Below are 26100 nucleotides of genomic sequence, written 5' to 3'. Positions count from 1 at the left end.
GGTATTGGTACTATCGGCAGCGATTCTTTATTTCAGAATCCATAGCGGCTGGTTAACGTCGTCGTTACCACCAAATTGAGTGTTGATAGCATCTTTTACATTAACCGTGTTGTAATCGAGTTCTTTCTGCGGATACAACCAGCGCACCGGCATTTTATTGGCCGGAATGTTGCTGTTCGACGCCGGATTGATCGGGAAGGCCGGATAGTTGGTCCGGCGGTTTTCGAAGAACATCAGGTACGGCGCCTGCAAAAAGGACCCGAGGTAGTTCTGAGTCAGAATCTGCTCGATCTGTTGCTCAGTTGTACCCGTCAGCTTCACCTTATCCGACGCCACGTAGGTGTTAATGTAGTCGTCAGTAATCTTCATATTGTGGTGATACAACGAGTTGTCGGGTGTATTGGCGGCCGTGAACTGCATGGCGGCCTTGATTCCGTCTGTGTAGTAGGTTGACGCCGTCGTACCTGAAATCCACCCGCGGATGGTTGCTTCCGCCAGCATGAACTTCAGCTGCGAATAGCTCATCAGCCATACCGGCTCTGAACCCGGTAATTCGGTATAGCGGCTGTTCAGCGGTGAATAGTCCTTGGTCCCGAATATGGTCGTGATCGACGAATAGATCATTGACGGATCAGTACCTTTGTAAGCCGTCCAGTCGTTGATGGCTTTACCGGCAGCCACCGCCACCGGCGACGGGTTAGCGTAATAGAATAACCGGCGGTCGTCCAGGTTTTTCAGTTTACCCACTACCACCTCAGACATCATCGGATAAATCACCGACGGGTTGCCAAGCTTGTAGAACGGATACCGCTGACCGGCTTTGTCCGAATACACCAGCTGGAAATTATCGGCGTTGCTCTGGAAAACAGGGCGGCTGGCAACAATTTCCTTAAAGCGGTCAACTACCTTCAGATCAGCTTCGCCGGTTTTTTTGTAGAGGTTGAGCAATACATACAGCTCAAAGGTGTTTACCATTTTCCGCCACTTTGTAATATCCCCGCCGTAGATCGGATCCCCGTCAAATTTAGTACCCGCCGCAAACAGCTTGTCAGCTTCATCCAGATCATTCAGAATGCCGGCGATCACCTGTTTCTGCGTATCGTATTTCGGGGCGATGATATTCGTTTCGCCTTTCAGTGCCTCCGAGTAGGGGACATCTCCTACGCGCATCGTCAGGTCAAAATATTTCCATGCTTTCACAAATTTACCGAGTGCCGTGTATGCGTTTTTATACCCGTCTGCCGGTGAATAGGCAATCATCTTTTCGATGTTTGTCAGCACCGGAAGTCCGTCAAAACTGGCACGGCCGAGGTAGTTATATTGCAGGTCTTCGGCAAATTCAGTGTAAATCACCGATTTGTCGAGGAAGTGGGGCGACAGAAAAGACTTGCCGGAGCTGATCGTATTGTCTGTGATGTTCAGGATCAGGGTGGTCGCCAGCATCGGAGCCGTGGCCTTCACCGCCGCATCCGGATTTGAGTTAATCTCGTCAAAATTAGAACAGCTTCCCAGTGTCAGCATGCTCAAACCGAGGAGTATATAGCGTTTCGTCGTGTTCATTGGAAGGTCGTTTTCGGTTAATTAAAACGTCAGTTGCAGGTTAGCGCCTACATAGCGCACCGAAGGCGAAGTCAGCTGCGTATCATCAGCCTTGTCGGGATCGGCAAAACGGAAGGCTTTAGCCCACATCCACACATTCTGACCGGTAAACGATACCGATGCCGCCCGCGCCCCGAACCGTTTTGCAAACGATGACGGAATGGTGTAGCCGATTGAAATTTCGCGCAGCTTCAGGAATGTAGCGTTCGTCACACCGCGTGTACCGTCGCCATACAAACGGGCGTAGTCCTGATACGAAACTTTGGTTTCATTCGGGCCGAATGTCCGGGTATCGCTGGTAATAGCACCATAGCTGTCGTACTTAACTTCGCCTGATTTCACGACAACACCCTGGCCAACGTATGATTTATTTTTATTGACCACTTCGTCAAACCGCCACTGGTTATCTGAGTCGGGATGTGAACCGGTATCCCACATTTTATACGAAGAATAGTTGTTCAGCACACCGCCGACCCGGCCATCGAAGCTGATACCGATCCGGAAATCCTTATACCGGAAGTTATTCGACAGACCCCAGATGAATTTTGGATCAGTGTAGCCGTAAAGATAGCTGTAATCGCTTTGCAGGGGCAGTCCGTTAGTGCGGTGAACGACACTACCCTGGGGATCCGTCACCCAGATGCGGCCGGTGTAAGTATCAACCCGTCCGTCTGCCACTGTCCATGCATTTTTGGCTGAATAAACCGGATCGAGCGATTTAAAATAGCGGTGATTGTACGAATAGTTGGCAACCGCATCCCACTGGAAGTTAGCCGATTTCATGATGTTGGCATCCAGACTAAGTTCAACCCCGCGACGAACATAAGTTTCGTCGATATTGATGAGGGTAGTCGTAAAACCTGAACCCGACGAAATGCTGGCGCTTCGCTGGATGTTATAATTGTATTTGTTGAAATAAGCGGCATCAAACTTAAAGCGTTTGCCCAGGAAATAGGCCGACATACCCACTTCCCACGTACGGTTTGTCTCCGGATTTACCGCACCACCACGAATCGTTGTCGGGTAGGCTGCTGAGTTCAGATTATCCCAGTCGGCTAAAACCGTGGTATAGGTTTGGTTCGTGGCATACACGCCAAGATCGCTTTTCGACATAGTCCAGGAGCCACGCAGTTTTGCGAAATCCAGCCAGCTTGGCAGCGAGTTTACAAATTCACTCACTACAATACTTCCACCGACAGATGGGTAGAAGTAAGAGCGCGAGATCTTCGGCATGGTCGAGCTCCAGTCATTCCGGCCCGTGACATCGAGGAAGATCCGGTTTTGGAACGAAAGCGTTGCCTTACCAAACAAACTATTTACCTGTTTGCGGTTGGTGAAGGTACTTACGTTAGGACGCTCAACTGAGTTATTCAGCGAGTAAAAGCCGGGGATCAGAATCCCGCCGCGGGTAGCACTGTATAAATCAGCATCGGTCCAGCTGTAGATGGTTCCGCCGGCGAGGGCGTCAATCGCCAGAGGCCCGAACGTCCGGTTGTAGGTCAGTAAGGCGTCACCGTTGAAGCTGTAACCTGTGCGCTTATCCATTGAGTACAGACCGGCTGCATCCCAGCCACGCGTCGAGAGAATATTTGGCGGGTTGCGCTTCGTTTCGTCGTTCTGGTACCAGTCAAAGCCCGGTCGGATTAACATTTTGGCACCTGGGAACAGTGCAAATGTGGCCGTAATGTTGGCGTTCATTTTGTTCTGTTCAATCCCGTTCAGTTTTTCGTAGGCCATCAGATACGGGTTGTCGTACCATGCCTTGTAGTGCCAGTTCTGCCGTTCGTTCGGAATCAGCCAGTAATCTTTGTACTGGCTCAGGTCAAATTCAGGACCCATCCACATCAGGATGTTATAGATATAGCCCTGGGCCGAATACCCTGAACCAAACACTTGGGGGGCGGTTTTGCGGTTATAGCCGATCTGACTGTTGAGCGAGAATTTATCGCCCACTTTCATTTCGCCGCTCAGGCTGAAATTCAGCGCATTCGCCTGTAGGTTCGGATATTGGCCCTTGTTGTAAATGTGCGTAATCGACGCCCGGACGCTGCCGTTTTCACCCGACTGGCTCAAACTGATGTTGTTGTTTGACACCATGCCCGGTACCAGGAAGTCGTTGAAGTTGTTTTTACCTCGTGAGGTCAGTTCGGCCAATTCCATTTGTTTCGTCAGCGGATTCCACTGCATGGCTTTCTGACCGATGTCGAGTTTTGCACCCCAAACGTAGTCGGTCGGATCGTAAACACCACCCAGACCGGCACTGTAACCTGTCTGCACTTTCGGCAGCATGAGGAAACCGGCGTTGAACATGTTGTTGGAATTCACCGTTACGGTCAGGCCTTTTGAACCGGCACCGCGTTTTGTCGTTACAATAACGGCACCGCTGCCGCCACGCGAACCATAGAGGGCGGCTGCCGTCGGGCCTTTCAGTACGTCAATGCTTTCGATATCATCCTGCGGAATGTTGCTCAGACTCATGTTGCCGTAAGGAACACCGTCAATAACCAGCAACGGGGTTTCTCCACGGAGCGAGAGGCTTGGGGCTTCGTTAAATTCGGTACTGTTTTTGATCCACAGACCGGAGACTTTACCGGTCAGCGACGTAGCAACGTTTACGCCTTTTACGGTTTGCAGGGTATTGCCGCTTACTTTCTGTACAGCATAACCCAGTGAGCGTTCTTCCCGCTTCACCCCGAGGGCCGTAACGATTACCTCGTCCAGCTGTTTCTGATCATCCGCCAGACTGATATTGATTTCCGTACGGTTGCCGACTGCTTCTTCTTTGGTTGTATACCCGATAAACGAAAAGATCAGGACATCGCTGCTGTTCGGGACCGATACCTTATAAAAGCCGTTGGCATCAGTAGTTGTACCCCGCATTGTCCCTTTGATGGTAATGTTAACCCCCGGGAGCGGCAGGTTTGTCTGCGCGTCTTTCACCTTACCGGTAACGGTAATATCGAGCGGCCGGTCTGCTGCCTGACTGAATTTATTGGTTGAGATTTTATCAGTTTCAGCCGGCATCAATAGAATGCGGCCCGAAACAATGTCAAACGTTAAAGCGATTGGTTTCAGCAGACGGGTCAGCGCCTCTGATAACGTCAGCTGATTAGCCGTTAACGAAACCAGCTGGTTGGGGTTCACAACCTGCCGGCTATAGGCGAACTTAACATTAGCCGAGGTTTCAATCTGGTCCAGTACCGATTTGAGTTCCTTGTTTTCAACTTTCAGGGAAATTCGGCGGTTGAGAATACTCTGAGTAGAGCCGTCGAGGGCAAACAGCGGCTGCAGCATGACCATCAGAACCAGGGTCAGGAGCAGGGAAATTCTACTGAATGCGCGAAACGGCCTTAAGCCATTTAAAATTAGTTTCATACATTTGCACGGTTTTTTCGGTAAAAAATAGGACAAAAAAATTCCTGTTATTATCCTGGCAGATAATAGATTCCGGAGAAATCAGCATTCCTGAGGCTGGCCGTGGTGACGCACGACCGGCCTTTTCTGTGTTTGTGTAGTGTATAGTGTTTTCTATACCATAGAGACCGGGTTAAGTGAATAATTGACTATTTACTATACGATTTTGCTCATCAAACAGACTATCTGATCCAGCGAATTTACCGGCAACCTTTACCGCTGATCACAATCCGGGTATCCTGAATGTGATAGGCAGCGCCGATAGACCGGCAAACCAGGTTAAGGATATCGTACAAAGCCATTCCATTCACATCGCCGGTAAACATGCACCGGCCTGCTTTCGGGTTTGCGATTATTACGCTAATGCCGTATAACCGGCTTAAATGCGGGGCAATGAGGCTGAGCGGCGTATCGCGGAACTGCAGTTCTTCTTTGCCGGCGCCGGTCTGTAGCCGTACCGGATGGTCAACCAGACTGACAGTAAGGCGGTTGGCTGCTTCATCGTAGAGAACCCGCTGATTGGGTAAAATAACAACATCCTCCATGGCCGGTTCCTTCAGGGACAGCACCGGCTTTGTCGTTTTAGAGACGGATACTTTTCCCGATACTACATCAACTTCGATTGACTTTTGGTCCGTATGCTCTTTGATCCAGAAACTGGTCCCCAGAACCTGGGTTTGGGTTTTACCCGTCAGAATCTGAAACGGCCAGTCCGGATTACGTTTTACATCAAAAAACGCCTGACCATGCAACGTTACCTCCCGAACCGGGAAGTCGGGGTCAATGGCATACTCGATCCGGCTGCCGGGCAGAAGCGAAACCCAGGAACTATCCGGCAAATTCACCCAGACCGGTTTATCGGTCAGGTTGGTCCGGCTAATCCACTCTTTGGTGCCTGAATGAAACGGCAGCAGGTCGTGCCGTGCGCCCCAAACGGCAAAAACAACGAGTAACACGGTCAGTACCCCGATCGGGATATACCAGCGGGCGGATTTTGCAGCCATATCCGGAGACGTCTGCTGCTCAATCTGCGCCCAGAGTGTATCAACCGTATCCTGAGTAACCGGCGTATGTTCATTCGCATGCAGCTGCTGGATAATGACCATGGCTTCGGCCATGGTTTCGTCAAGTTCAGGAAAACTCCGGCGTATCCGTTGCCAGTACCGATCACCTGAATCAGTCGGGTTCAGTACCCACTGAACAAAGTAATCATCCTGTAAAAAATCGTGAACGGTGTAACGCTGATAATCCATGAACAATCCAGTTTGACTGCCTCTGTAGGGAAGTGCTGAATTCAGGGAATTTGTACTGTAGAAAAGGAAAAAAAAGTTAGCAGTAGAGGCTGAGCAGGCAGATCAGCGGTATCTGGATGGCAAAATCAAGCTTTTTCCGGAGCTGGGTAAGCGTAACATGCAGCAGATTCCGGACCGACTGTTCCCGCATATTCATTACTTCAGCCGTTTGCCGGTGATTCAGGTTCTGATAAAAACGGAGATGAATGATTTCCTGCTGACGCGGAGCAAGGTCCGAAATAGCCTCCCGTACCCGGTTCGACCGCTCGGTTTCCTGCTCAGCCGTAATAAGTACCGATTCGTATGACTGTTCGGCGTAACTACTTTCATCCGCCGTTTCCAGGGTAATAGTCAGGTCCTGTAGTTTAGCTGACCGGGCAATCTTATGCCGGAGGGCTCCTAACAGGTATAGTTTAACCTGCTCAACATCCTTGTTCAATTGTTCGTGCCGGTTCCAGAGTTCAACAAACAAATCCTGAACATTGTCTTTAACGAGATCATCATTGGTGGTTAATTTGCGGCCATACTGAATTAATGCACTACAATGCTGCTGATAAATCAACCCGAGAGCCTGATAATTTCCGGCAATGAGCTGTTGCCATAAATAGGCATCGTCGTGATGGGATGAAGGGCCTTTTTTATAGTCCATGGCAGACCGAAAACAATGTTGAGTCTGTCAAAATTAGAAATTTGTCGATTGCCAACTAACTGATTTTCGAAATTTAGTTGTCTATAAATCTTTTAACGCAGAATAAAAGTTTACAAATTGATAATAATCCGATATGTTTTTTTGATTTACCAGGTGTTAAAAATAGGATTACCGGAGAACATCTTTGATAAATTTGTAAGTAAGGTGCTGGTCATCAGCTTATTGGCTGATCAGAATGAAAAGCAATGGCTGGCCGGAAAGCTAATGGAAATTTTATACAGGCCGCAAAAAGAAATGTGTGCAATCGATTGTGCAGGAACTTTCCGATTTCATCCCGATGTATCATTTGTACAGCGTGTCGCGTAATTTGTTTACAAAAAGAGAATTGGTAGTAAGCCGTTAGCCGCGCAGTATTAATAAAAAAGTCATGTTAGAAGTACTCACAACGCTCGGTCTGATCGGATTCATTATTTATCTGAATTATTATGCAGACCTCCGGACAGATTGGGAAAAAGAGCAGGACCGCATGAACGAGGGTATTGTGCTCCTGGCCTCGGGCAAAGTAACGGAAGCGCTGACCTATTTTTCTGAACAGGTAGCGGCACATCCCCGGTCACCAATTGCCTATCTTTACCGCGGAAAAAGCAGGGCAGCTCTGGGCGATATCGAAGGCGCACTGGCTGACTTCAGGCAGGCTGCCAGTTTTGACGCGACCATACCTGAGGTGCACATTGCACTGGGCATGGCGCATCTTGAGCGGCAGGAGTACCAGACCGCCTGGCGGGATTTTGACAAGGCAATTTTTCATGGTCAGGGCGAGTATGCGGATGCATTTCACTGGCGCGGCGTAGCCAATGAGCACCTCCATCAGCCTGACCAGGCACAAGCTGATTTTCAACAGGAAGCACGGATAAAACAAATGCAGGCAGCAGGTAAGAATGTAAGTCAACGCGGTAGAAAATCTTTTTTCGATATCCGCCTCGGTCTCGGTGTAGTGGCGGTATTACTGAATGCGGCTGCCTTACTGTTCATCATCCAGCAAACGTCGGTGATTCATTTACCCTATCTGTGGGCAGCAGTTACGGCGGCAGCCATCGGTTTTTTTGAGCCGCGGCGGGGCTGGGTACTGGCCGTTTGTCAGGCTGCTTTCTTGTGGATTTGCTACACGTTTTTTGTCACCCAACCTCAGGCCAGCGGCCAGCGTGAGCTCGCTCTGTTCGGACTTTACGGGTCCATTGCCTTAACCTTTATCGGTAGCTTTATCGGCGGAGTGCTGAAACGCCAGCTCGCCGGCTAGGGTGCGGGCCGTATACTCATTTAAACTACCTGTTTTGTATACATTTCGCTTGACAATGGTTAGGGGTGTAGTGTTGTTCCTAAACCAAAGAAAAGCGTGCAAACCATCCTCGTTATCACGGACCAGGAGCAGGAAACCAAAGCCGAACTGAAAGGCAGCCTGCTGACATTGAATCCGCTGGCAAAACTGATGTTCCGCCGGTTCGATTATGGTCTGGTAGATGAACTCAAAAGCGGTTCTCCGCAGACGATACCTTACCTTATTTTTATCAGCTCCTGTCTGGAAGGCTTTACGTTGCTTAAAGAGCTGAAGGCCATTCCGATTCTTTCCCGTATTCCGGTCCTTATGCTACAGGCGGGCGCGACCCGCCGTAAAAACCGTGCTGATCAGCTCCTTCAGGCCTGATAACGGGAAACAGGATTATCACTTTATACGCAACGTATGGAAACGACTCTGTCAAAACACCTCTGGTGGCAGGAGGGTGTGATCTATCAGATTTATCCGCGCTCATACCAGGACAGTAATCAGGATGGTGTCGGTGATTTGTCAGGCATCATTAAACGGCTTGATTATCTGCAATGGCTCGGCATAACGGCTGTCTGGTTATCGCCCGTTTATCCGTCACCGATGGCCGATTTCGGCTATGATATATCCGATTATCAAGGGATTCATCCCTTATTCGGAACCATGCAGGATTTTGACCGCCTGATTGGTGAAGTACACCGGCGCGGTATGAAACTAATCCTTGATCTGGTCCCTAACCATACCTCTGATCAGCATCCGTGGTTTCTTGAATCAAGATCCTCCCGCGATAACCCGAAGCGGGATTGGTACATCTGGAGCGACCCGAAACCTGACGGCAGCTTACCGAATAACTGGCTGAGTGTTTTCGGCGGGTCTGGCTGGGAATGGGACGAACCAACGCAGCAATATTATTACCATGCGTTTCTGAAGGAACAACCCGATCTGAACTGGCGGAATCCGGCGGTGCAGGAAGCCATGTTTTCGGTTATGCGTTTCTGGCTTGATAAAGGCGTAGACGGCTTCCGGGTCGATGTCATGTGGCATATGGTCAAAGACGCCCGGTTCAGGGATAATCCTGTTAACCCGAACTACCAGCCCCATATGGCAACCTACGAGCAACTGCTTCCCGTTTATTCGACCGACCAGCCGGAAGTGCACGAACTGGTCATGAAGATGCGGCACATCCTCGACGAGTATCCCGAACGGATGATGATCGGGGAGATATACCTGCCGATTCAGCAACTGGTTACCTACTATGGCATTGACGGCAAGGGCGCTCATCTGCCGTTTAATTTTCAATTATTACAGCTGCCCTGGGATGCTCAACAGATTGCGGCCGCTATTGACCAGTACGAAGGGGTGTTGCCGGCCGGTGGCTGGCCAAACTGGGTGCTGGGTAATCACGATCAGCCCCGCATTACCAGCCGCGTTGGCAAGGAGCAGGCACGGGTGGCGGCCATGCTGCTGCTGACCCTACGCGGAACGCCCACCATTTACTACGGTGACGAAATCTGTATGCGCGATGTGGCCATCCCGTTCGAAGAGGTGCAGGATCCGCAGGGGCTGAACATGCCCGACAAAAACCTGAGCCGTGATCCGTCGCGGACACCGATGCAGTGGGATAACTCAGCTTATGCCGGTTTTTCGGAGGCAAAACCCTGGCTTCGGATCGCGCAGAATTACAGCCGCGAAAACGTTTCCGCGCAACAGAACGATCCCGGCACCATGCTCACCCTGTATCGCCGGTTGATTCAGTTGCGGCAGCAGGAACCAGCGCTCATGACAGGTGAGTATACACCGGTTTATGCTGATAAACAGGTGATCGGTTATATGCGGAAGGCCGGAGGGGCCGATGCGTTTCTGATTTTACTGAACCTCAGCCACCGGCCCGCCTACATCCGGCTTGCCGATGAACAGCTGCAGGGAACCGTTGAGCTGGCCACCTATCCCGAGCTGGAAGGCATTGTCGTTTCCGGACGTATAAACCTGAACGGTGATGAAGGCATCATTGTCCGGCTAAAAGCAGATCAACATTCATGAAACAGCCAGGCGCAACATATCTCGGAAACAACCGGTGCCGGTTCCGCGTTTGGGCTCCTGAGTCCGAAGCGGTTGCTATTCAGCTTACCGGTTCCCAAAAGCGGACGATACCGCTTATAAAGCAGCAGTGGGGGTATTTTGAAGCCGAAGCGGATGAAATTCCGCCGGGGACGTTATACAAGGTAAGCCCTGCACCCGGAAAGCAGTTCCCTGATCCGGCTTCGGCCTATCAGCCCGAGGGTGTTCACGGGCCTTCGGCGGTTATCGATCAGGATGGCTATCACTGGAGCGATGCCGGCTGGCGAGGGCAGGCATTCCGGGACCTGATCATTTACGAGCTGCACGTGGGTACGTTTACCCCCGAAGGCACCTTTGAAGCGATTATTCCCCGCCTTGCCGACCTTAAGGAAACCGGTATCAACGCACTCGAAATCATGCCGGTCGCCCAGTTTCCCGGCAACCGGAACTGGGGATATGACGGTGTTTATCCCTTTGCGGTCCAGCATTCCTATGGCGGCCCCGATGGGTTTAAACGCCTCATTGATGCCTGCCATGCCAAAGGCATTTCGGTGATTCTGGATGTGGTCTATAATCATTTCGGGCCTGAGGGGAATTACATTAGTGAGTTTGGCCCCTACTTTACGCAGAAATACTGCACGCCCTGGGGGAACGCTCTGAATTTTGACGGTACCTGGGCCGATGGGGTGCGGGACTATTTTGTCAGCAACGTCCGGTACTGGTTTGAGACCTTTCATCTGGACGGACTCCGGTTTGATGCGATCCATGAGGTCTATGATTTCAGTGCGACCCACATCTGGGAACTGATTCACGATGAAACGGAGCAGCTTCGGCAAACGCTGGGGCGCCCGCTCTACCTGATTGCTGAATCTGACCTGAACAGCCCGAAGGTAGTGAAGCATCCGGAAACGGGGGGCTTTGGGTTTACGGCACAATGGCTCGACGATTTTCATCATGCGCTCTATGTGCTGGTTGACCCGGCCGGCCGCGACCGCTACCGTGATTTCGGGCGCATCGAACAACTGGCCAAAGCCTATACGGATGGCTTTGTGGTAAGCGGGGAGTTTGTGTCGTTCCGGAAGCGGAAGTTTGGCCGGTCAACGGCAGGTATGGATGCCGATAAATTTGTCGTCTTCAGCCTGAATCATGATCAGGTAGGCAACCGGGTAGGCGGAGAACGGTTATCTAAACTGGTGAATAACAAGCTACAGAAGCTGTCTGCGGCAGCGGTGCTGCTCTCTCCCTATGTGCCAATGCTTTTTATGGGTGAAGAGTACGGCGATGAAGCTCCCTTTTACTATTTCGTTGATCATTCGGACCCCGATCTGATTAAAGCGGTACAGGAAGGCCGGAAAAGTGACTTTGCTGCGTTTGGGAACAGTGACTACAAAGACCCTTTTGATGAAGACGTATACCGGCAATCGGTACTGAACTGGGACTGCCGGCACAGCGGTAAACACGCGGAACTATTGGCCTGGCATAAAGCCCTGCTAACCTTGCGGCGGGAAGAACCGGCGTTGCAGAATGTCCGCAAAGATGACATCCGTTTTTCGATACTGGACGACGTCGGTTTTGTACTGCACCGGCAGTGTATTCACGGCCTGTATCATATTCTGGCGTTTTTTAACCTGTCAAGGAAAATGATTACTGCGAAGTTACCGGCTTGGATAGAAGAGCCGGCGATTCTGCTGCACTCAGGCGATAAAGACGTCAGTGTTAAGCGGAAACAGCTTTCACTTGAGCCCTGGCAGGTTGTTGTAATAAGCGGAACCTCATCGGTGTCCGAATAAAAAAAGCCGTCTCGTGTGAGACGGCTTACAAGCATTTGCAGGGCAATAAATTACTTAGGCTGAGCCTTGCCGAATTCGCCGGCCGCTTTGATTTCAACTTCGTCGCTGACAACGCTGGTATTGCTGCTGCCCACGCCGAAATCAGTACGCTTGATGGTGCCGCTCAGCTTAAGGCCGAGTTTCTCGGTTTTGCCACGCGGGCTGTCCATCGTTACCGGGCCGGTCAGAATGGCGTCCAGGGTTACCGGCTTCGTTACGCCGTGCATGGTCAGGTCGCCGGTCAGTTTGTACTTTTTACCGTCAACTTTCTGGAACGACTTGCTCTTGAATGTCAGCGTCGGGAATTTAGCAGCGTCGAAGAAATCAGGGCTTTTCAGGTGACCGTCGCGGCGCTCATTATCCGTGTTAATGCTGTTGATATCAGCCGACAGTTCAATTACGGCATCCGACAAATCGGGTTTGCTTGAGGTAATTGAGGCATCGAATGTTTTAAAGTTTCCGTCAACATCCGTTAACATCAAGTGAGTAACTGTGAAGCCAACGCGTGAGTGTGATTTGTCAACAGTCCAGTTTTGGGCAAATGCGGTTGTCAGGCTAAGCAGTGTTACTACAGTTAATGCAAGCTTTTTCATGTGATTAGAGTTGGTTTAACTTGTCCAAGATAGGAGAAAAAGGGAAATAAAACTATTTAGGCCGGTTTCCGCCGGTTTGACCGCCGCCTGCGGGTGCCTGGCCGCCGCCGCTATCACCACCGCCTTCGCCGCCTTTAACGTCGTCGTTATTGACCGAACGACCTTTTTTCTTTGGTTGCTCAAAGCTCATTTTGCCAATACGGTAGGTAAACGTGATCTTGACATTCTGGTTATACAACCGCATGACGTTCATCTGGTAGAGGGTCGGCGAGGCTATTTCTGTCCGCATCTTTACACCGCCACCGAGGAAATTTTCGGCAGCAATTCCGATACTACCCTGTTTATTGGCCACGTCTTTACGGATCCCGACCGAGTACATATAAAAGCTGCCCATCCGGCCCTGTAACTGCGGCATAGGCCCGCGAAAGAAGCTGAATACCTGCGCACTCCAGCCTTTATTCATCTGCAGCTGACTCATGATCCGGCCGCCGAGACTGAAACCCGTATTGGAGATCATTACCGACTGCCCGTTTGTGCCGGCCGTAGTGCCCTGCATGTAGACATAATAGCCGTCAAAGCCACCGTTCAGGCTCCATTTCGGGGTAATGTTGGTATTAAAAAAGATATTTGTGCCGATAGTACGCTGCACGCCGATGTTCTGAAACGAGGTGATGATGCCGCCGGCCAGCGTATCGTTTGCCGACCGGATCTGCGTAATGGCATTGTTGGTCAGCCGGCCGAATACCGAGGCGTTCAGGTAGGTCTTTTTGATGCTGGTACTCAGGCTTAGTTCTGCGTTATCGGTGAGTTCGGGTCTCAGCGTCGGGTTACCGACCATAATCTGCTGCGGGTTGGCTGCGTTTACGTTCGGGTTCAGCTGCTGCAGCCCCGGCCGCTGGATCCGGCGGTTATAGGCCGCCTTCAGGGTTGTGCTGCTGTTCAGCGATTTAGATACGTTGATACTCGGAACCAGATTGCTGTATGCCGGAATGCCGAGCGGTTTTGTATCATTGGCTTTCGCCGTAATGCCGGTATGTTCATACCGCGTCCCGACTTTAAACGTGTACTTGTTTTTAGTCGCGTAGGTGTAGGAGAGGTAACCGGCTCCGATATTCTGCTCATAATTCAGCGAACCGGCCGGATTTTTCGGGTCAAGATACAGGGAGCCGGAACCGTTGGCAATCTGGTACTCAAACCGGCTGTCGACCTGCCGCATGATAGCCTTCACGCCGAACTCCAGCAACTGATTAGTTTTGACCGGTGTCTGGTAGTCGGTTTGCAGGGTCAGTTCGCCGTTGGTGTTATTGTTGAGGTTCCGCTGGCGGCCGGTCAGCTCGTTGCTGCCGTTCAGCAGATCAGCATAGAAATTATTGACCAGCCCCGTCCGGCTGTACTGCGTTGAAATTGACCACTCCTGCTGCGGCTTAAACGTCCGGATGTAATCCACATTCACATCCACTGAATTGGACAGGTCTTTCCGGTCAACATCGCGGTTGGTTGTATTCGACAGCAACCCGTTCATATACGAGTTTGTCAGCTGATTCTGTGACTGGATAAAGTTGCGGGTGCCAAACCGTACGTTCGCCGACAGCGACTGATTTTTGGACAGGTCATAGTCAAAACCCAGCGTATATTGTCCGAAAAGTGGTTTGTCAAACGCCGACCCTTCCTGGGTCGATTTCAGGAGCTGGTTATTCACGATGGTTTCCTGAATAAACGAAGATGACTGGCGGTTGTACATCGCCCGGCCGAAACCGCCGAGGGTAATACCCAGTTTGCCCTGCCGGTACGTCCCGTTGAGACCAAGATTGGAGGCCCGCAGACCGACCCCGGCGTCGATGTTCAGCGTCAGGCCGTGGAGCGTATTTTTCTTGGTGACGATATTAATGATACCGGCTGCGCCTTCTGCGTCGTATTTGGCTGAGGGGCTGGTAATGACCTCTACCGTTTTAATCATATCGGCCGGTAGCTGCTTCAGGGCATCGGCAACGCTGGCCGCCACAATGGTTGAGGGTTTATTGTTGATCAGTACGCGGATGTTCTGGCTGCCCCGCAGACTCACATTGCCATCGAGGTCAACAGACAGCATCGGTACCCGTTTCAGAACGTCGCTGGCATCGCCGCCTTTGGTGGCAATATCTTTTTCTGCATTGAACACCAGCCGGTCAACCTTCTCTTCGATTAGTGCTTTCTGGCCGGTGACGGTTACCTCATTCAGGGTTTTTATATCCGCCGGGAGTTTTATGGTGCCGACGTTCAGATCGGAATTTTTGTCGAGTTTGATGGCTTTCGACTCGATCGTTTTGTATCCGATAAATGTGTATTGCAGGCGATAGTCTCCGGCGGCAATCTTGCTGAGGGTAAATTTTCCTTTGGCATCGGCAACGGTACCGTCAATCGGTTTGCCGGTTTTCTGGCTGATCAGGGCAACAGAAGCAAACTCAACGGGGGTGGTTGCCGACGAATCAACGATTATACCGGAAATTCTGGCGTTGCCTTTCGGCGTATCATCAGAAACGCCGGGAACAAACTCCTTTTTCTGTCGCTCCTGCTGACCGCCGAAACCCGGAGGCCCTCCGCCTCCCGGACCCATCTGCGCATAGGAAACGGACAGACTGCCTGCAATCAGTACAGTGGTAAGGAGTGACGTAAACGTTGAGACCGGTAGAGTTTTCATGCAGCGTGTTTGATCATTAGTGTACGCTGCAAAATTGGGAGGATCACGTCAGCCGGCTAAATGAAAGATGCAGAATGCCTTGTTTTACCGGTAGAAACCGGTTTTTAGGGGTGTGAATGCCTGTCGTCTATTTGCCGAGCCATTCCTTGAAATCGGTTACCCGTTCGCCGCTGACGAATACGTCAGTCTGGGGTTTTGGCAGCAGTTCGAGTTTAAGTTTTCCGGCAGAATAAGCCAGAATGGACTGAATCGCCTTGCGGGAGACAAAAAACTGGCGCGAAATCCGGAAAAATTCGTCGGGGTTCAGGAGCTGACCAAGCTTTTCAAGGCTGTATTCAACCGGCAGCGACAGGCCCTCATGGGTGACAAGCATGGTGGCACGGTCGGCGAGGTAGAAATAGGCCGTATCAGCGGTCTGAATACTGTATATTTTCGGCCCTATTGTGACCATAAACCGGTTTTTATAGGTTGTCTCTTCCAGTCTGCCCAGCCGTTGCAGTAACGCGTCAATTTCCCGCTGCTGGTAGTGTACGGCTGATTCCGCCGTTCTGGTAAACCGGTCCCGGAAGGCCTTGAATTTGTCAATGGCGGCGGAGAGGTCTTCAGGGGCAACCGGTTTAAGCAGGTAGTCGATGCTGTTGACCTTAAACGCCTGAATCATGTATTCATCGTAGGCCGTTGTGAAGATGATCGGGGTAGTAAGCTGCAACTGCTCAATGATCCGGAATGCCAGTCCGTCCTGTAGGTGGATATCCATAAATACAAGGTCGAGCGGTTGCCGGCCGCTTTCTTCGTATTGCCTGAACCACGGGATGGCCAGTTCGACCGACGGCAGGATCGCCGCAATCTGCATGGCCGGATCATATTTCAGCAACAGACTCTGCAGGCGCTGTGACGTTAGTCGTTCATCTTCAACAATGACTACATTCATGGTAATAGCGGAATGTTAACAACAAATGCGCCCTCCTGCTCGCTAACCCGTACTGGCTGATCGGTTAGCAGGCGGTATCGGTTGATGATATTCTGTAACCCGACTCCGGTTGAGGTTTCCAGTTGTTCGCGGGGCTGCATCCGGTTCCGGATAATCAGGTAGCCGTCTTCGGTCGTAATCGTAACGAGAAGCGGATCTTTGGGTGTCATGCGGTTGTGTTTCACGGCATTTTCGACCAGCAGCTGCAAGGTCAGGGGCGCAATGCTGTACTGATCGCCGAAGCCGTCAGGGAGCTCAATACGTACATCGAAACTGTCTTCAAACCTGATTTTAAGCAGAAACAGGTAGGATTTGATAAATGTCAGCTCTGTTTTCAGGCTTACCCGGTCATTGTCTTTCTGATCCAGAATGTAGCGATAAGCGCGCGACAGCTGGTCAATAAATTTTTCGGATAAATCGGGGTTAACATGCACCAGCGACGAGAGAATGCTGAGGCTGTTGAACAGAAAATGGGGGCTGACCTGATTTTTAAGCGCGGTAAACTGGGCCAGCACGGCCTCTTTTTCAAGGCTGGCTTTTTGCACCTGAATGTCATTTAAGCGACGGTTAGCCCTGCGGTTGGCCGAGACATAAAAGATGGCCAGCATCATTACCGTTGCCAGGCCGTTGTTGGACCGTTCGAAATAATCCCACCGGCCGTCGTGTTCGGGTCGGGGGCGTGGTTTGTTTACGTGACGGTCGGTGCGGGGCCAGAGCATCGGGCCAATGTGCTTGAAGAGTGTTTCCGATTTTGCCGCGTTGAAACTCAGGGCGGCGCCGATGGCCAGTGTGAGCAGCAGGAATTGTCCCGATAACGTAAAGCCGGTCAGAAAGTCTTCACCGAATCGCCTTGCCAGCACGTCGAGAATCCATTCTGAAAAAACAATCCAGGCAAAAAAGATCAGAAACGTAAACAGGAATTCGACTGCCAGAAACTGCCAGGCTGATAGCAAGAACGCCACTGAGCGTGCGGGTGCATTGACATAAACGATGATCGGGTCAAAAATCAGCGCCAGGCTAAGGGCCAGAGCGCCGCTTTGCCGGAGGGTTAAACGGTATGTGGTTGACTCACGCATGTACGGACAAAAGTATACCAAACCACCGCCTGAAGCCAATCAATTCTGCCGAATAGCCCTTTTGGGTTGCGGAAGGACGAATTCGGGGAGCGGAGCACGTAAAATGTTCCCGCAGATTAAAACTCAGATTTCTTGATATAGATTAAGATTTTTATCTGCTGCCCGGCCTATTTTAGCGCCGGCAACAGACAAAGACATGTATATCCGCACCATCCTTTTTATCATTACCGGACTGGCGTCATATTCGGTAAAGGCGCAGTCACTACAAACGTTCCGGACTGATTTCCGCCGTTTTGTTGAACAAAGTACAGTTAGCGATTCCGCAATCCGCCGTTTTTACGAGGAAAACCACGAAATTCTGAGTCCGTATTTTAACATCTCCAATAATTCAATCGGTGAAAACCTTTCGAATTATCCGCTGGCTTCATTCAAAGAGGATACCTTGTATGTAAACAACATCATCAGGTTGGTGTATGCGGATAATCCATGGAGGCGCTCCATTGGCTATGCCATGCTGGCTGCAGCGAATGATCATTCGTATGATGCCTATCTGAAAAAACAACTGCCGCAGGAGCAGAATGATGTCAGTCAGCTGACATTAGTGTGTTCGGTACTGTATCTGAAAATTCCGGCGACAAACGACGCGTTCCGGGTACTGACGCTGCCAAAGCATCAGGCTGCTTTCCTGTATATACTGCCAATGCTCCTACAGCAACCGATTGATTCACTTCGGCAAACGGCATTCAGTTATATCAACAGCCATGAGCAGGCGGAGCGGATGTGTGCCCTGCAGCTCCTCCGGTTTACGCCGTCCAATAAAGACGTTGAGACTGTATTATGGAATGCCTTTAACCGCTGGGAGAATGCGGAAAAACCCGTTGTATTAAACGTAATCGCGGACCGGAAAATCAGCGCGATCGGTGAATACGTGAAACCACTTCTGGAAGATAATAAGACGAAATCATCGGCATTACAAGCACTTGTTGCCAGTTCATTTACGGCAGACCGCCAGCTTCTAACCGATTATATTAACCGGCAAACTGTACTTAACCGGGACTTGGTTACAGCGCTTTTATACTCGTCGGTAACCGAAAACAGCCGGCTATTACTTCGTCTCATAACGGAACAAAAAGTTAACGCTGAATTTGGCAACTATGAAATTTATCAGCCGTTTCCGGAACATTTCAGGCGTGATGAACTGCTTCCTGATGTTCAGCTGGCGCTGGAAAAAGTTACGGATGCCGGGATATTAAATCAACTGGTCAGGTTGCTTGAGAACAGAACCGATCGACGGTCTACAGCCATTTGCCTCAATCTGCTGAAACATGATGATAAAAGTATCCGAAGCGCTGCCGCAGTGGCTTTATACGGAAATCATACCCCAAAACTTAAACCTCTGTTACCGGTTTTACTGAATGATCCGGCGCTCCGGACAGTTCAGCTCACCCGTCTGACAATTGAGAATAAGGTAGGTAACCTGCATACGGTTTTTGACCGGCTCTATAACGAGTACCTCGGTTGGGACTGGAAAGAAAGTGCTCTTACTTACTATAATGCTTTTCCGAAGGCCCGCTATGTGACGGTATATAAAAAAGAACTGCATAGTCAGCATGAGCTATTGAGAATGAAAGCTGCTATCGGACTGGGTTTGTTACATGATAAGGCTTCCGTTAATGACCTGATAGCGGTGTGCCGTAACGAATCAGCAGACAAACAGTACCTCATTCAATGCTATTTAAGCGTTCTTGCCCGGTTTAAAAGCGAAGACGTCCGTGCATTTATAGAGACTTATGCAGCCAGTACGGACAAGACCACTGCTGACCTTGCTATGTCGCTATTAAAACAATGGTAGTTTACAATAATATCAACGATACAACATTTTATACCTTTTAATTAAAATCAATTCTTACGTCATGGTATAATGCTTTATATTAACGGAAGAAAGTTCGTGCATCACCATAACTGTCCGGATTATGAAGCCACATTATACCCGACTTCTCCTCGTCGATGATCACCAGATCGTGACAGATAGTTTAAGCTTACTGTTCTCTACCCTCCGTCATGTCGAGGTTGTCGGGTGCCTGAACGACAGCCGTCGTGTGGATGGTTTTCTCCGGGAGCATAAGGTAGACATGGTGATTTGTGACCTCAATATGCCACACTTCAATGGCATTGAACTGACGATTCAGTTGAAAAAGATGCATCCTTCGGTTAAAGTGTTGCTGCTGACCATGGTCGAAGACAGTCACGCCTTGTTTGATGCCTTAAAGGCCGGAGCGCACGGCTATGTGCTCAAACGGTCGGGCCGCAAGGAGCTGGAACACGCTATAAACGAATTGATGGAGGGGCGTCACTACTTTGCAGAGGACATAACCGGCGGTTTCCCTAACGTGAAGGCGGATTTGTCGGGCGATGTAAACCCGATGGCTTACCTCACTGACCGCGAACTGGATGTGCTGAAGCTCATTGCCGATGAGTGTTCGACGAATGAAATTGCCGATAAGCTGTTTATCAGCGTACCTACGGTCGAAACTCACCGGCGGCACCTGATGAAAAAACTGAATGTCAAAAATGTGGTCGGGATGGTTAAGTACGCGGTCCGGTTCGGGCTGTCTACGTAGTCACCGGCTGGTTCAGCGGTACAGTAATGACATGTGTCGTTCCCTGATGCCTGGCACTTGCTACCTCCCTGACGGCATGCAGTGCCTGAATGCGGGAGTCAATGCTGTTCAGACCGAAGCCTTTTGCTGAAGGGTCCGCCAGCCCCACGCCGTTGTCCTGAACGGTGAGCCGCAGCTGCTGTTGTCCAGTGTGTTCGAGCCGGATTGTGGCCGCCGTTGCACCGGCATGTTTGAGAATATTCGTACAGAGTTCCAGACAGATGCTGTAAAGCTCAAAGGCCGTAGAGGGCGGAATTACCGGTAATACCCCGGGTACTTCCAGCGAAAATACTACGTGCTGATTCCGGTTAAGCCGGTCTGTCAGTGTCCGGAGGGCGGGGAACAGGCCATGCAGCGTCAGTTCGTCGGGCAGCAGATTATGGGATAGCAGCCGGACATCGGCATAGGCCTTGCTGACCTGCTGCTGCAGGCTGCTCCAGATTGCCTGTTCAGGGGTTGACAGCTTATTGTGGTCGATGGCTTCAATACTCCACTGGAGGGCCGACAAGGCCGAACCCAGATTGTCGTGCAGGTCTGCCGCCACCCGTTTCCGCTCAATGGACTGCCCTCTGACCAGTGCTGCCTGTAATTCCGTATTCTTTTGGTTCAGCAGCTGGTTCCGCCATAGCAGCCCCGCCAGTAACAAAATAATCAGCCCTGCGGCAACGCTCCCCCATAATTGATTGCGGGCGGTTTTCTGTTCTTCGCGGGTTAGCTGCATGTTTGTTTCGGCCTGTTGTTTTTCAAGCTTAAGCCGCTGGATATTAGCCTGCTGGGTCTGAGACTGCTGCGTCAGTTTTGTTTCCTTCAGTAATTGTTGAACGCGCTGTGTAGCCAGTAGCTGCCGGTTCATCCGGAGATCATGATCCGATTGTGCCTTTTGTCGTGACGACTGTTCAAGCAGTACCTGTTTCTCCAGTAATTCCCGACGCTGCCGCTCGATTTCGGTCTGTTTCTTTTCGTTATCGTATTTCTGCTGCACTTCCGCAATTTGCCGCGCATCTTCCTGTTTCGAAATCGAGTCGGACAGGGCACGGGCCTGCTCGGCGTGCCGCAGCGCCTTATCAAAATGCTGCCGGGTTTTGTAGGCCCACTGCAGGTGCCGGTGGAAGGATAACTGCCGGCCGAGGTTGTTGAGCTTTTCACCGAACTGCAGCCCTTCGGTAGCATACCGGATTACTTCATCGGGATTGGTATAGGGCTGGTTGCTATAGGTTTGGCAGAACGCTTCGAGCAGGCTGAAGTGGATGCCGGTATTGGTTGACGGGTGCCGCCTGAAAAAGTCATAAATGATCAGCCGCCGCCGCAGGGATTCCTGCGGGTTGGTTTTCGACAGCAGATTGGCCATGTTATACTCAATGTTGTAAATCTGGCTTGAATCCCGCTTAAGGGCGACCATCATGTCCCTGACTTTTTCAAAATAAGTCAGCGCCTTAGCGGGCTGGCTGGTCATGGCGTAGTAAATACCGAGGCTGTTAGTGGCCTGGATAATGCCCGTCTGGTTTTTAGTCTGCTCAAAAGCGTCGAGCGCCCGCTCGGCATATTGTGCTACCTCAGGGGGATATTTATTGTTGGATTGCAGGCGGACAAGGTCCCAGAGTGCGATGTTTACGTTACCGGTTTCGTTCAGATCGTTCAGCTCCTCGTAGATACGGAGTGCCTTCATCTGATTGTCGAAGCGGACCCCATAGGCAGCCGAGTACATGCCGAGTGCCTGATAGCATACTGCTTCCAGCCGCTTATGCTTATTTTTGAGAGCAAGTTGTAATCCTTTATTGATTGCCAGTAAACAAGAGTCCCGTTTCATGGGCCCAAACGTGGCGGCAGTTGCCAGGTAAGTCCGTATAGCCAGCGAGTCTGACTTGAGGGTGGCTGGTTTTTGGGCAACTGTGGTTAAGGCCGTCAGGCAGGCAGTCAGAACGCAGAGAAGGTACTTTGCCATCGGATTTACAGATTAGTAGCTCTAATCAACTGTTTTTTACTAAAACCGGCAAAATTGTCAGTGAAATATCATGGTTTACCATGATGTAAAAACCAAACTGTTTTCTAAACCTTTACTGTAGCAAACAGCATGGCTTATGTTTTACAAAAAATATACCCCGCATCCGCTACTGCACCCGTTTATTGAGTGTTATTATATCTGGGAAAATAAGCGGCTCTCCGGTGCCGGGCAAGGACTGTCCGGGATGGAAATTGAGTCTCCGCCTTCCGGATTCGGGTCTATCGTGTTTAATCCGGGAACGCCCTACTCGGTTAAGACGAGGCTGAGCGACCGCATTGAGGGAGTACCGGCTGCTTTTATTACCGGTCAGTCTACCCGGCAGTACCGGCTTTACCTGTCGGATAGCATCGATATGGTCGGTGTTGTGTTTAAACCGGCGGGCATCAGCAGTCTTTTCGGGTTACCCATGATTGAATTTGCCGACGAACGGATTTGCCTTGATGATGTACTCGGTCCGGTGGGCAGGCAGTTGCAGGAGCAGATCAGCCTTGCCCTCAGCTACGACGAACGGATTGCGGTTATTGAGCGATTCCTGCTGTTTCAGCTGATAAAAAAAGATATTACTCCGGACCGGATTGATCACACCGCGAACCTGATTGTTCAGCAGCGGGGAATAGTCAATCTGGATACCATTGCCGAAGCGTCGTTTTTAAGCCGCCGCCAGTTTGAGCGAAAGTTTTTGCAGCGTGTTGGCGTGAGCCCGAAATATTATGCCCGTATCCGGCGGGTTGGTTATCTCTGTTCACTGCTGGCGGGGCAACGGTGGCAGGTGCAGGACTGGCACGACCTGATTTACCGGTGTGGCTATTACGACCAGTCCCATTTTATCAGAGAGTTTACTGAATTTACCGGAAAAGCGCCGTCGCTGTACCTGAAAGCGAATACCGAGCTGGCCAACTACCTGCGTACCTGAGCGGCGAATGTCGCATTTTTACAATCAGGGCGCCGGTCTGCCGGTTAGTTTTGGGGTAACTAATCGCCGGTACAATGAAAAAACAACTAGTCATGCTGAGTCTGACGCTGGCGGCACTCACTGCCGATGAGCCAGTCAGTACATTAAACGGTGCATTCCGGCAGGTCCGGAATAAATACGGGACGATGACCGAATGGAAAACCCGTGATTCCGTTACGGTCATTAAGGTCTTCAGGGACGGATACTGGTTCGGGGCTTATTTCGATGATAAGCGCAACGGCCATACTTCCTTCAACGGGGCATGCGGTGGGACGTATGAACTCAAAAACGGCCGGTATGTCGAACACGTTGACTACTATTCGTGGGATTCAACGGCGGTGGGGAATACGTTTGTATTTGATTACAAAGTAACCCCGGCCGAATACCATCAGTTTGGTAAGATGAACTCTGAAAAATACAGGGATTATCCGATTAATGAAGTCAGTACGCGGATAACGGCAACAGATCCGCTGAAAAACAAAGGCCTCGAAGGCGTATGGCGAATGAAGGAAGGAGTCTGGAAAAACTCAAAACTCGGCGAAGGGAAATACAAGGATGTGGAAGTAATCAAACTATTCAGCTATCCGATGGCGGTGTTTGCCTATTTCAATCCGAAAACGAAAGCATTTGTGGGTGCAGGCGGGGTGAGGTACCAATACGACGGGCAGACGCTGACTGAAGTCAACGAGTTCTGGTCCTGGGCACCCGACGGCTCCCGCAAAGGATTTAAGCGCGCCCACCGGATTACGCTGACGGATGGCCGGTATGTGCAGGCGAGTGAAGATGGTAACCTGCATGAAGTTTATGAACGTATCGATACCAGCAAAAAATAAAACAGAAACTCAGAAAACCGAAAGAAAAACAAATGGAAACGCTAAAAAAGGAGTCTGTCTCCGAACTCACCCGTAAAGGGGCCTGTATCGCTTTTTTCGAAGCCTACAGCGATCTGGATACGGCTAGGATGATTAACCTCGCAACTGCTGACGCCACGGTACACTTTCTGCCATTAGGCGAAAATGGCAAAGGTACGTTCTGGGAGTTTGGTAAAACAGTCTGGGAACTGATCATGGATTGTTTCCCGGATGTAGACAATACAGTGGACACACTTACCGCGGACGGCAATACGGTAACCTGCCGGGTGGCTATTTACGGGACGCAGCAAAAAGAGTTTATGGGCCTGCCAAGTCATGGTAAGGTATTTAACAGCGACCATATTTTTGTCTTTCACTTCGACCAACAGGACCGCATTACCGCTCTGACAGTAGACTGGGATCATACCCGTTTTGTGGCGCAGTTAACCGCCTGAATGCATGGCGTCATCGCCTGATATGTGCCTCATGGAAGCCGCTTCTCCGCAGAATCATGGTTTTCCATGAGGCAATATCATGTAAAACCATTAGGGCACTTGCTTTCCTGATCCACCATCTTTGTCAGGCTACTTCTCTGGCTTTATCCATGACACAATTAAAACTTACCCGACGCGAACAGGAGGTTTTGCGGCTGATTTTTAAGGAAATGACTACTGTGCAGATTGCTGATGAACTGGGCATTACGGTGTCGACTGTCGAGACCCATCGCCGTAATCTGTTTAGAAAAGCAGGCGTCCGCAGTTCCATCGGGTTGGTGAAAGAAGCCCTAAAGCTAGGGTTTTAGCTGATCTGTGACCTAATCACGCATACGTTCGGGCCGCAGGTATGTGGCCCGAACGTATATACTAATACGTTGTTTAAATATTTTTTACAATGAAACCTGTATATCTGACCGGCCTTACCTCACTCAGAGGCATTGCAGCCCTGCTTGTTGTGTTTTTCCATTTTCACATTTTTGTGGCTCCGCTGACTAATCCGGCCGATTCAGAAATGATCCGTCACCTCTATCTGATGGTTGATTTCTTTTTTATCCTGAGCGGTTTTGTCATGGGGTATGTCTACGGAGACTGGTTCAGGACTAGTGTAATCAGGGCATCGTTTATGCGGTACATGGGCGCCCGGTTCGCCCGGATTTACCCCCTCCATCTGCTGACGTTTCTGTGGGTTTTCGGTCTGTACGTATGGATCATGAATGCCGGCGTAAAACTACAGGGAGGGGCAGAAATGGTTTTTTCACTCCCGGATGTTCCGTTGCATTTACTCCTGTTAAACGGATTTAATCAGGCCATTACCGCTACGTGGAATACACCCTCATGGTCAATCGGGTCAGAATGGCTGATGTACCTGCTTTTCCCGTTTATGGTGCCGCTGTTCAGCCGCTCTTCCCTGCGCGTAAAAGCTGCCTTGCTGCTTGTACCGCTTTCTGGCTATATCCTGCTGACATACCTCCAGCCCCCGATGCCCGATTATAAGGAGTGGCTGAAGACATTGCCTTATAATTTTGATGCGATTACATTTCCGAAAAGCTTTATCCGTTGTTTCTGCGGTTTTTTGACGGGCATGATCTGTCTTGATGCCTACAGGGAACGGTGGATGTATGGTTTGCTGGGGAACGGCATGGTGTTAGCGGCCATTGGAACCGGTCTGTTAATCTGCTGGCATCTGAATGTGCCGGATGCGTTGACGATCTGGTCGTTTCCGCTACTCATTATCGGAACGGCCTACAATCAGGGACGACTGGCCAGGCTGCTGAACACCCGTGTTTTTCAGCGGCTCGGCGACTGGTCGTTCTCCATTTATATGGTTCATATTCCGATTGTGTTTACGTTTCTCGCGGTTGACTTAATCAGCAAGGTGCATGTGAAGAATCCGCCGGCGCTCAGGGGGGTGCACTATGGGATCGACAATCTGATAACCTGTCTGGTGTTCGTGGCGCTCGTACTGGTAGTGGCTTCACTGACGTATCGTTTTGTGGAGGTACCTGCCCGGAAACGACTGAATGCGGTAGCTAACCGGAACCGTTATCTTACGATATAACTACCGACACCGGAAACCAGCTATCTAGGGAGGTTCCCAACATTCCGGGAAAATGTTTCGTCAGATAGTGGTATCGTATTAACTTGCAAGGTGTTATAGCTT

21 protein-coding genes are annotated in these 26100 nt (G+C 50.5%); 12 read left to right on the top strand and 9 right to left on the bottom strand.

The features are described 5' to 3' along the window. Positions 1-27: 27 nt before the first annotated feature. From AC23NW_RS15930 to AC23NW_RS15915, 4 genes are all read right to left on the bottom strand, one after another. Positions 28-1560: a SusD/RagB family nutrient-binding outer membrane lipoprotein gene (locus tag AC23NW_RS15930; protein WP_487450625.1), complete on the bottom strand. Its 1533-nt coding sequence runs from the start codon at positions 1558-1560 to the stop codon at positions 28-30. Positions 1561-1581: 21 nt separating this feature from the next. After that, positions 1582-4974: a SusC/RagA family TonB-linked outer membrane protein gene (locus tag AC23NW_RS15925; protein WP_487450624.1), complete on the bottom strand. Its 3393-nt coding sequence runs from the start codon at positions 4972-4974 to the stop codon at positions 1582-1584. 239 nt (positions 4975-5213) lie between these two features. Then, positions 5214-6266 carry a FecR family protein gene (locus tag AC23NW_RS15920; RefSeq protein ID WP_487450623.1) on the bottom strand — a complete coding sequence of 351 codons (1053 nt, stop codon included), beginning with the start codon at positions 6264-6266 and terminating at the stop codon, positions 5214-5216. A 76-nt stretch (positions 6267-6342) separates the two neighbouring features. Continuing rightward, entirely contained in the window at positions 6343-6954 is a 612-nt protein-coding gene (locus AC23NW_RS15915) for an RNA polymerase sigma factor (protein WP_487450622.1), read from the bottom strand. Between the two features lie 141 nt (positions 6955-7095). Here AC23NW_RS15915 and AC23NW_RS15910 point away from each other — a divergent pair, with 141 nt between their 5' ends. The 5 genes from AC23NW_RS15910 (at position 7096) to treZ (ending at position 12123) form a co-directional block, all read left to right on the top strand. Continuing rightward, entirely contained in the window at positions 7096-7320 is a 225-nt protein-coding gene (locus tag AC23NW_RS15910; protein WP_487450621.1) for a hypothetical protein, read from the top strand. Between the two features lie 61 nt (positions 7321-7381). Continuing rightward, the gene (locus tag AC23NW_RS15905; RefSeq protein ID WP_487450620.1) at positions 7382-8251 is read left to right on the top strand and encodes a tetratricopeptide repeat protein; all 870 of its coding nucleotides are present in this window, start codon (positions 7382-7384) and stop codon (positions 8249-8251) included. A gap of 96 nt (positions 8252-8347) precedes the next feature. Continuing rightward, a complete protein-coding gene (locus AC23NW_RS15900) occupies positions 8348-8656 on the top strand; it encodes a hypothetical protein (protein WP_293836033.1) in 309 nt (102 codons plus the stop codon). Positions 8657-8692: 36 nt separating this feature from the next. Next, the gene (locus AC23NW_RS15895; protein ID WP_487450619.1) at positions 8693-10315 is read left to right on the top strand and encodes an alpha-amylase family glycosyl hydrolase; all 1623 of its coding nucleotides are present in this window, start codon (positions 8693-8695) and stop codon (positions 10313-10315) included. Beyond that, positions 10312-12123 (top strand): malto-oligosyltrehalose trehalohydrolase, encoded by a 1812-nt coding sequence (treZ, locus tag AC23NW_RS15890; protein ID WP_487450618.1) that lies wholly within the window; start codon positions 10312-10314, stop codon positions 12121-12123. The genes AC23NW_RS15895 and treZ overlap by 4 nt, the downstream gene beginning before the upstream one ends. 50 nt (positions 12124-12173) lie before the next feature. Here treZ and AC23NW_RS15885 read toward each other — a convergent pair whose 3' ends face one another. The 4 genes from AC23NW_RS15885 to AC23NW_RS15870 form a co-directional block, all read right to left on the bottom strand. Continuing rightward, entirely contained in the window at positions 12174-12755 is a 582-nt protein-coding gene (locus AC23NW_RS15885; protein ID WP_487450617.1) for a YceI family protein, read from the bottom strand. Positions 12756-12807: 52 nt separating this feature from the next. Then, on the bottom strand, positions 12808-15432 hold the full coding sequence (locus tag AC23NW_RS15880) for a TonB-dependent receptor (protein ID WP_487450616.1): 2625 nt from the start codon (positions 15430-15432) through the stop codon (positions 12808-12810). A 127-nt stretch (positions 15433-15559) separates the two neighbouring features. Further along, positions 15560-16363: a LytR/AlgR family response regulator transcription factor gene (locus AC23NW_RS15875; protein WP_487450615.1), complete on the bottom strand. Its 804-nt coding sequence runs from the start codon at positions 16361-16363 to the stop codon at positions 15560-15562. After that, positions 16360-17478, bottom strand: a complete 1119-nt coding sequence (locus tag AC23NW_RS15870; RefSeq protein ID WP_487450614.1) for a sensor histidine kinase — start codon at positions 17476-17478, stop codon at positions 16360-16362. Before AC23NW_RS15870 ends, AC23NW_RS15875 begins: the two co-directional genes overlap by 4 nt. A gap of 196 nt (positions 17479-17674) precedes the next feature. Here AC23NW_RS15870 and AC23NW_RS15865 point away from each other — a divergent pair, with 196 nt between their 5' ends. Both AC23NW_RS15865 and AC23NW_RS15860 read left to right on the top strand, forming a co-directional pair. Beyond that, the gene (locus AC23NW_RS15865) at positions 17675-19330 is read left to right on the top strand and encodes a hypothetical protein (protein ID WP_487450613.1); all 1656 of its coding nucleotides are present in this window, start codon (positions 17675-17677) and stop codon (positions 19328-19330) included. A 121-nt stretch (positions 19331-19451) separates the two neighbouring features. Beyond that, entirely contained in the window at positions 19452-20099 is a 648-nt protein-coding gene (locus AC23NW_RS15860) for a response regulator (RefSeq protein ID WP_487450612.1), read from the top strand. On the opposite strand, the gene AC23NW_RS15855 is transcribed toward AC23NW_RS15860, so the two are convergent. Next, entirely contained in the window at positions 20092-22080 is a 1989-nt protein-coding gene (locus AC23NW_RS15855) for a sensor histidine kinase (RefSeq protein ID WP_487450611.1), read from the bottom strand. The genes AC23NW_RS15860 and AC23NW_RS15855 overlap by 8 nt on opposite strands. A gap of 136 nt (positions 22081-22216) precedes the next feature. Here AC23NW_RS15855 and AC23NW_RS15850 point away from each other — a divergent pair, with 136 nt between their 5' ends. From AC23NW_RS15850 to AC23NW_RS15830, 5 genes are all read left to right on the top strand, one after another. Continuing rightward, the gene (locus tag AC23NW_RS15850; protein WP_487450610.1) at positions 22217-23053 is read left to right on the top strand and encodes a DUF6597 domain-containing transcriptional factor; all 837 of its coding nucleotides are present in this window, start codon (positions 22217-22219) and stop codon (positions 23051-23053) included. A 74-nt stretch (positions 23054-23127) separates the two neighbouring features. Further along, entirely contained in the window at positions 23128-23925 is a 798-nt protein-coding gene (locus tag AC23NW_RS15845) for a hypothetical protein (RefSeq protein WP_487450609.1), read from the top strand. Between the two features lie 32 nt (positions 23926-23957). After that, a complete protein-coding gene (locus AC23NW_RS15840; RefSeq protein WP_487450608.1) occupies positions 23958-24398 on the top strand; it encodes a nuclear transport factor 2 family protein in 441 nt (146 codons plus the stop codon). A 149-nt stretch (positions 24399-24547) separates the two neighbouring features. Continuing rightward, positions 24548-24745, top strand: a complete 198-nt coding sequence (locus tag AC23NW_RS15835) for a response regulator transcription factor (protein ID WP_487450607.1) — start codon at positions 24548-24550, stop codon at positions 24743-24745. A gap of 89 nt (positions 24746-24834) precedes the next feature. Further along, positions 24835-25998 carry an acyltransferase family protein gene (locus tag AC23NW_RS15830; RefSeq protein ID WP_487450606.1) on the top strand — a complete coding sequence of 388 codons (1164 nt, stop codon included), beginning with the start codon at positions 24835-24837 and terminating at the stop codon, positions 25996-25998. Positions 25999-26100: the final 102 nt, after the last annotated feature.

The organism is Arsenicibacter sp. R0_47 (assembly GCF_057652235.1).
This window is presented reverse-complemented; position numbering and strand designations above follow the sequence as displayed.

Bases quoted from the DNA above. Each gene is read 5' to 3' on its own strand.
- AC23NW_RS15930 (WP_487450625.1), bottom strand. From the start codon at position 1,560: ATGAACACGACGAAACGCTATATACTCCTCGGTTTGAGCATGCTGACA.
- AC23NW_RS15925 (WP_487450624.1), bottom strand. From the start codon at position 4,974: ATGAAACTAATTTTAAATGGCTTAAGGCCGTTTCGCGCATTCAGTAGA.
- AC23NW_RS15920 (WP_487450623.1), bottom strand. From the start codon at position 6,266: ATGGATTATCAGCGTTACACCGTTCACGATTTTTTACAGGATGATTAC.
- AC23NW_RS15915 (WP_487450622.1), bottom strand. From the start codon at position 6,954: ATGGACTATAAAAAAGGCCCTTCATCCCATCACGACGATGCCTATTTA.
- AC23NW_RS15905 (WP_487450620.1), top strand. From the start codon at position 7,382: ATGTTAGAAGTACTCACAACGCTCGGTCTGATCGGATTCATTATTTAT.
- AC23NW_RS15895 (WP_487450619.1), top strand. From the start codon at position 8,693: ATGGAAACGACTCTGTCAAAACACCTCTGGTGGCAGGAGGGTGTGATC.
- treZ (WP_487450618.1), top strand. From the start codon at position 10,312: ATGAAACAGCCAGGCGCAACATATCTCGGAAACAACCGGTGCCGGTTC.
- AC23NW_RS15885 (WP_487450617.1), bottom strand. From the start codon at position 12,755: ATGAAAAAGCTTGCATTAACTGTAGTAACACTGCTTAGCCTGACAACC.
- AC23NW_RS15880 (WP_487450616.1), bottom strand. From the start codon at position 15,432: ATGAAAACTCTACCGGTCTCAACGTTTACGTCACTCCTTACCACTGTA.
- AC23NW_RS15875 (WP_487450615.1), bottom strand. From the start codon at position 16,363: ATGAATGTAGTCATTGTTGAAGATGAACGACTAACGTCACAGCGCCTG.
- AC23NW_RS15870 (WP_487450614.1), bottom strand. From the start codon at position 17,478: ATGCGTGAGTCAACCACATACCGTTTAACCCTCCGGCAAAGCGGCGCT.
- AC23NW_RS15865 (WP_487450613.1), top strand. From the start codon at position 17,675: ATGTATATCCGCACCATCCTTTTTATCATTACCGGACTGGCGTCATAT.
- AC23NW_RS15860 (WP_487450612.1), top strand. From the start codon at position 19,452: ATGAAGCCACATTATACCCGACTTCTCCTCGTCGATGATCACCAGATC.
- AC23NW_RS15855 (WP_487450611.1), bottom strand. From the start codon at position 22,080: ATGGCAAAGTACCTTCTCTGCGTTCTGACTGCCTGCCTGACGGCCTTA.
- AC23NW_RS15850 (WP_487450610.1), top strand. From the start codon at position 22,217: ATGTTTTACAAAAAATATACCCCGCATCCGCTACTGCACCCGTTTATT.
- AC23NW_RS15845 (WP_487450609.1), top strand. From the start codon at position 23,128: ATGAAAAAACAACTAGTCATGCTGAGTCTGACGCTGGCGGCACTCACT.
- AC23NW_RS15840 (WP_487450608.1), top strand. From the start codon at position 23,958: ATGGAAACGCTAAAAAAGGAGTCTGTCTCCGAACTCACCCGTAAAGGG.
- AC23NW_RS15835 (WP_487450607.1), top strand. From the start codon at position 24,548: ATGACACAATTAAAACTTACCCGACGCGAACAGGAGGTTTTGCGGCTG.
- AC23NW_RS15830 (WP_487450606.1), top strand. From the start codon at position 24,835: ATGAAACCTGTATATCTGACCGGCCTTACCTCACTCAGAGGCATTGCA.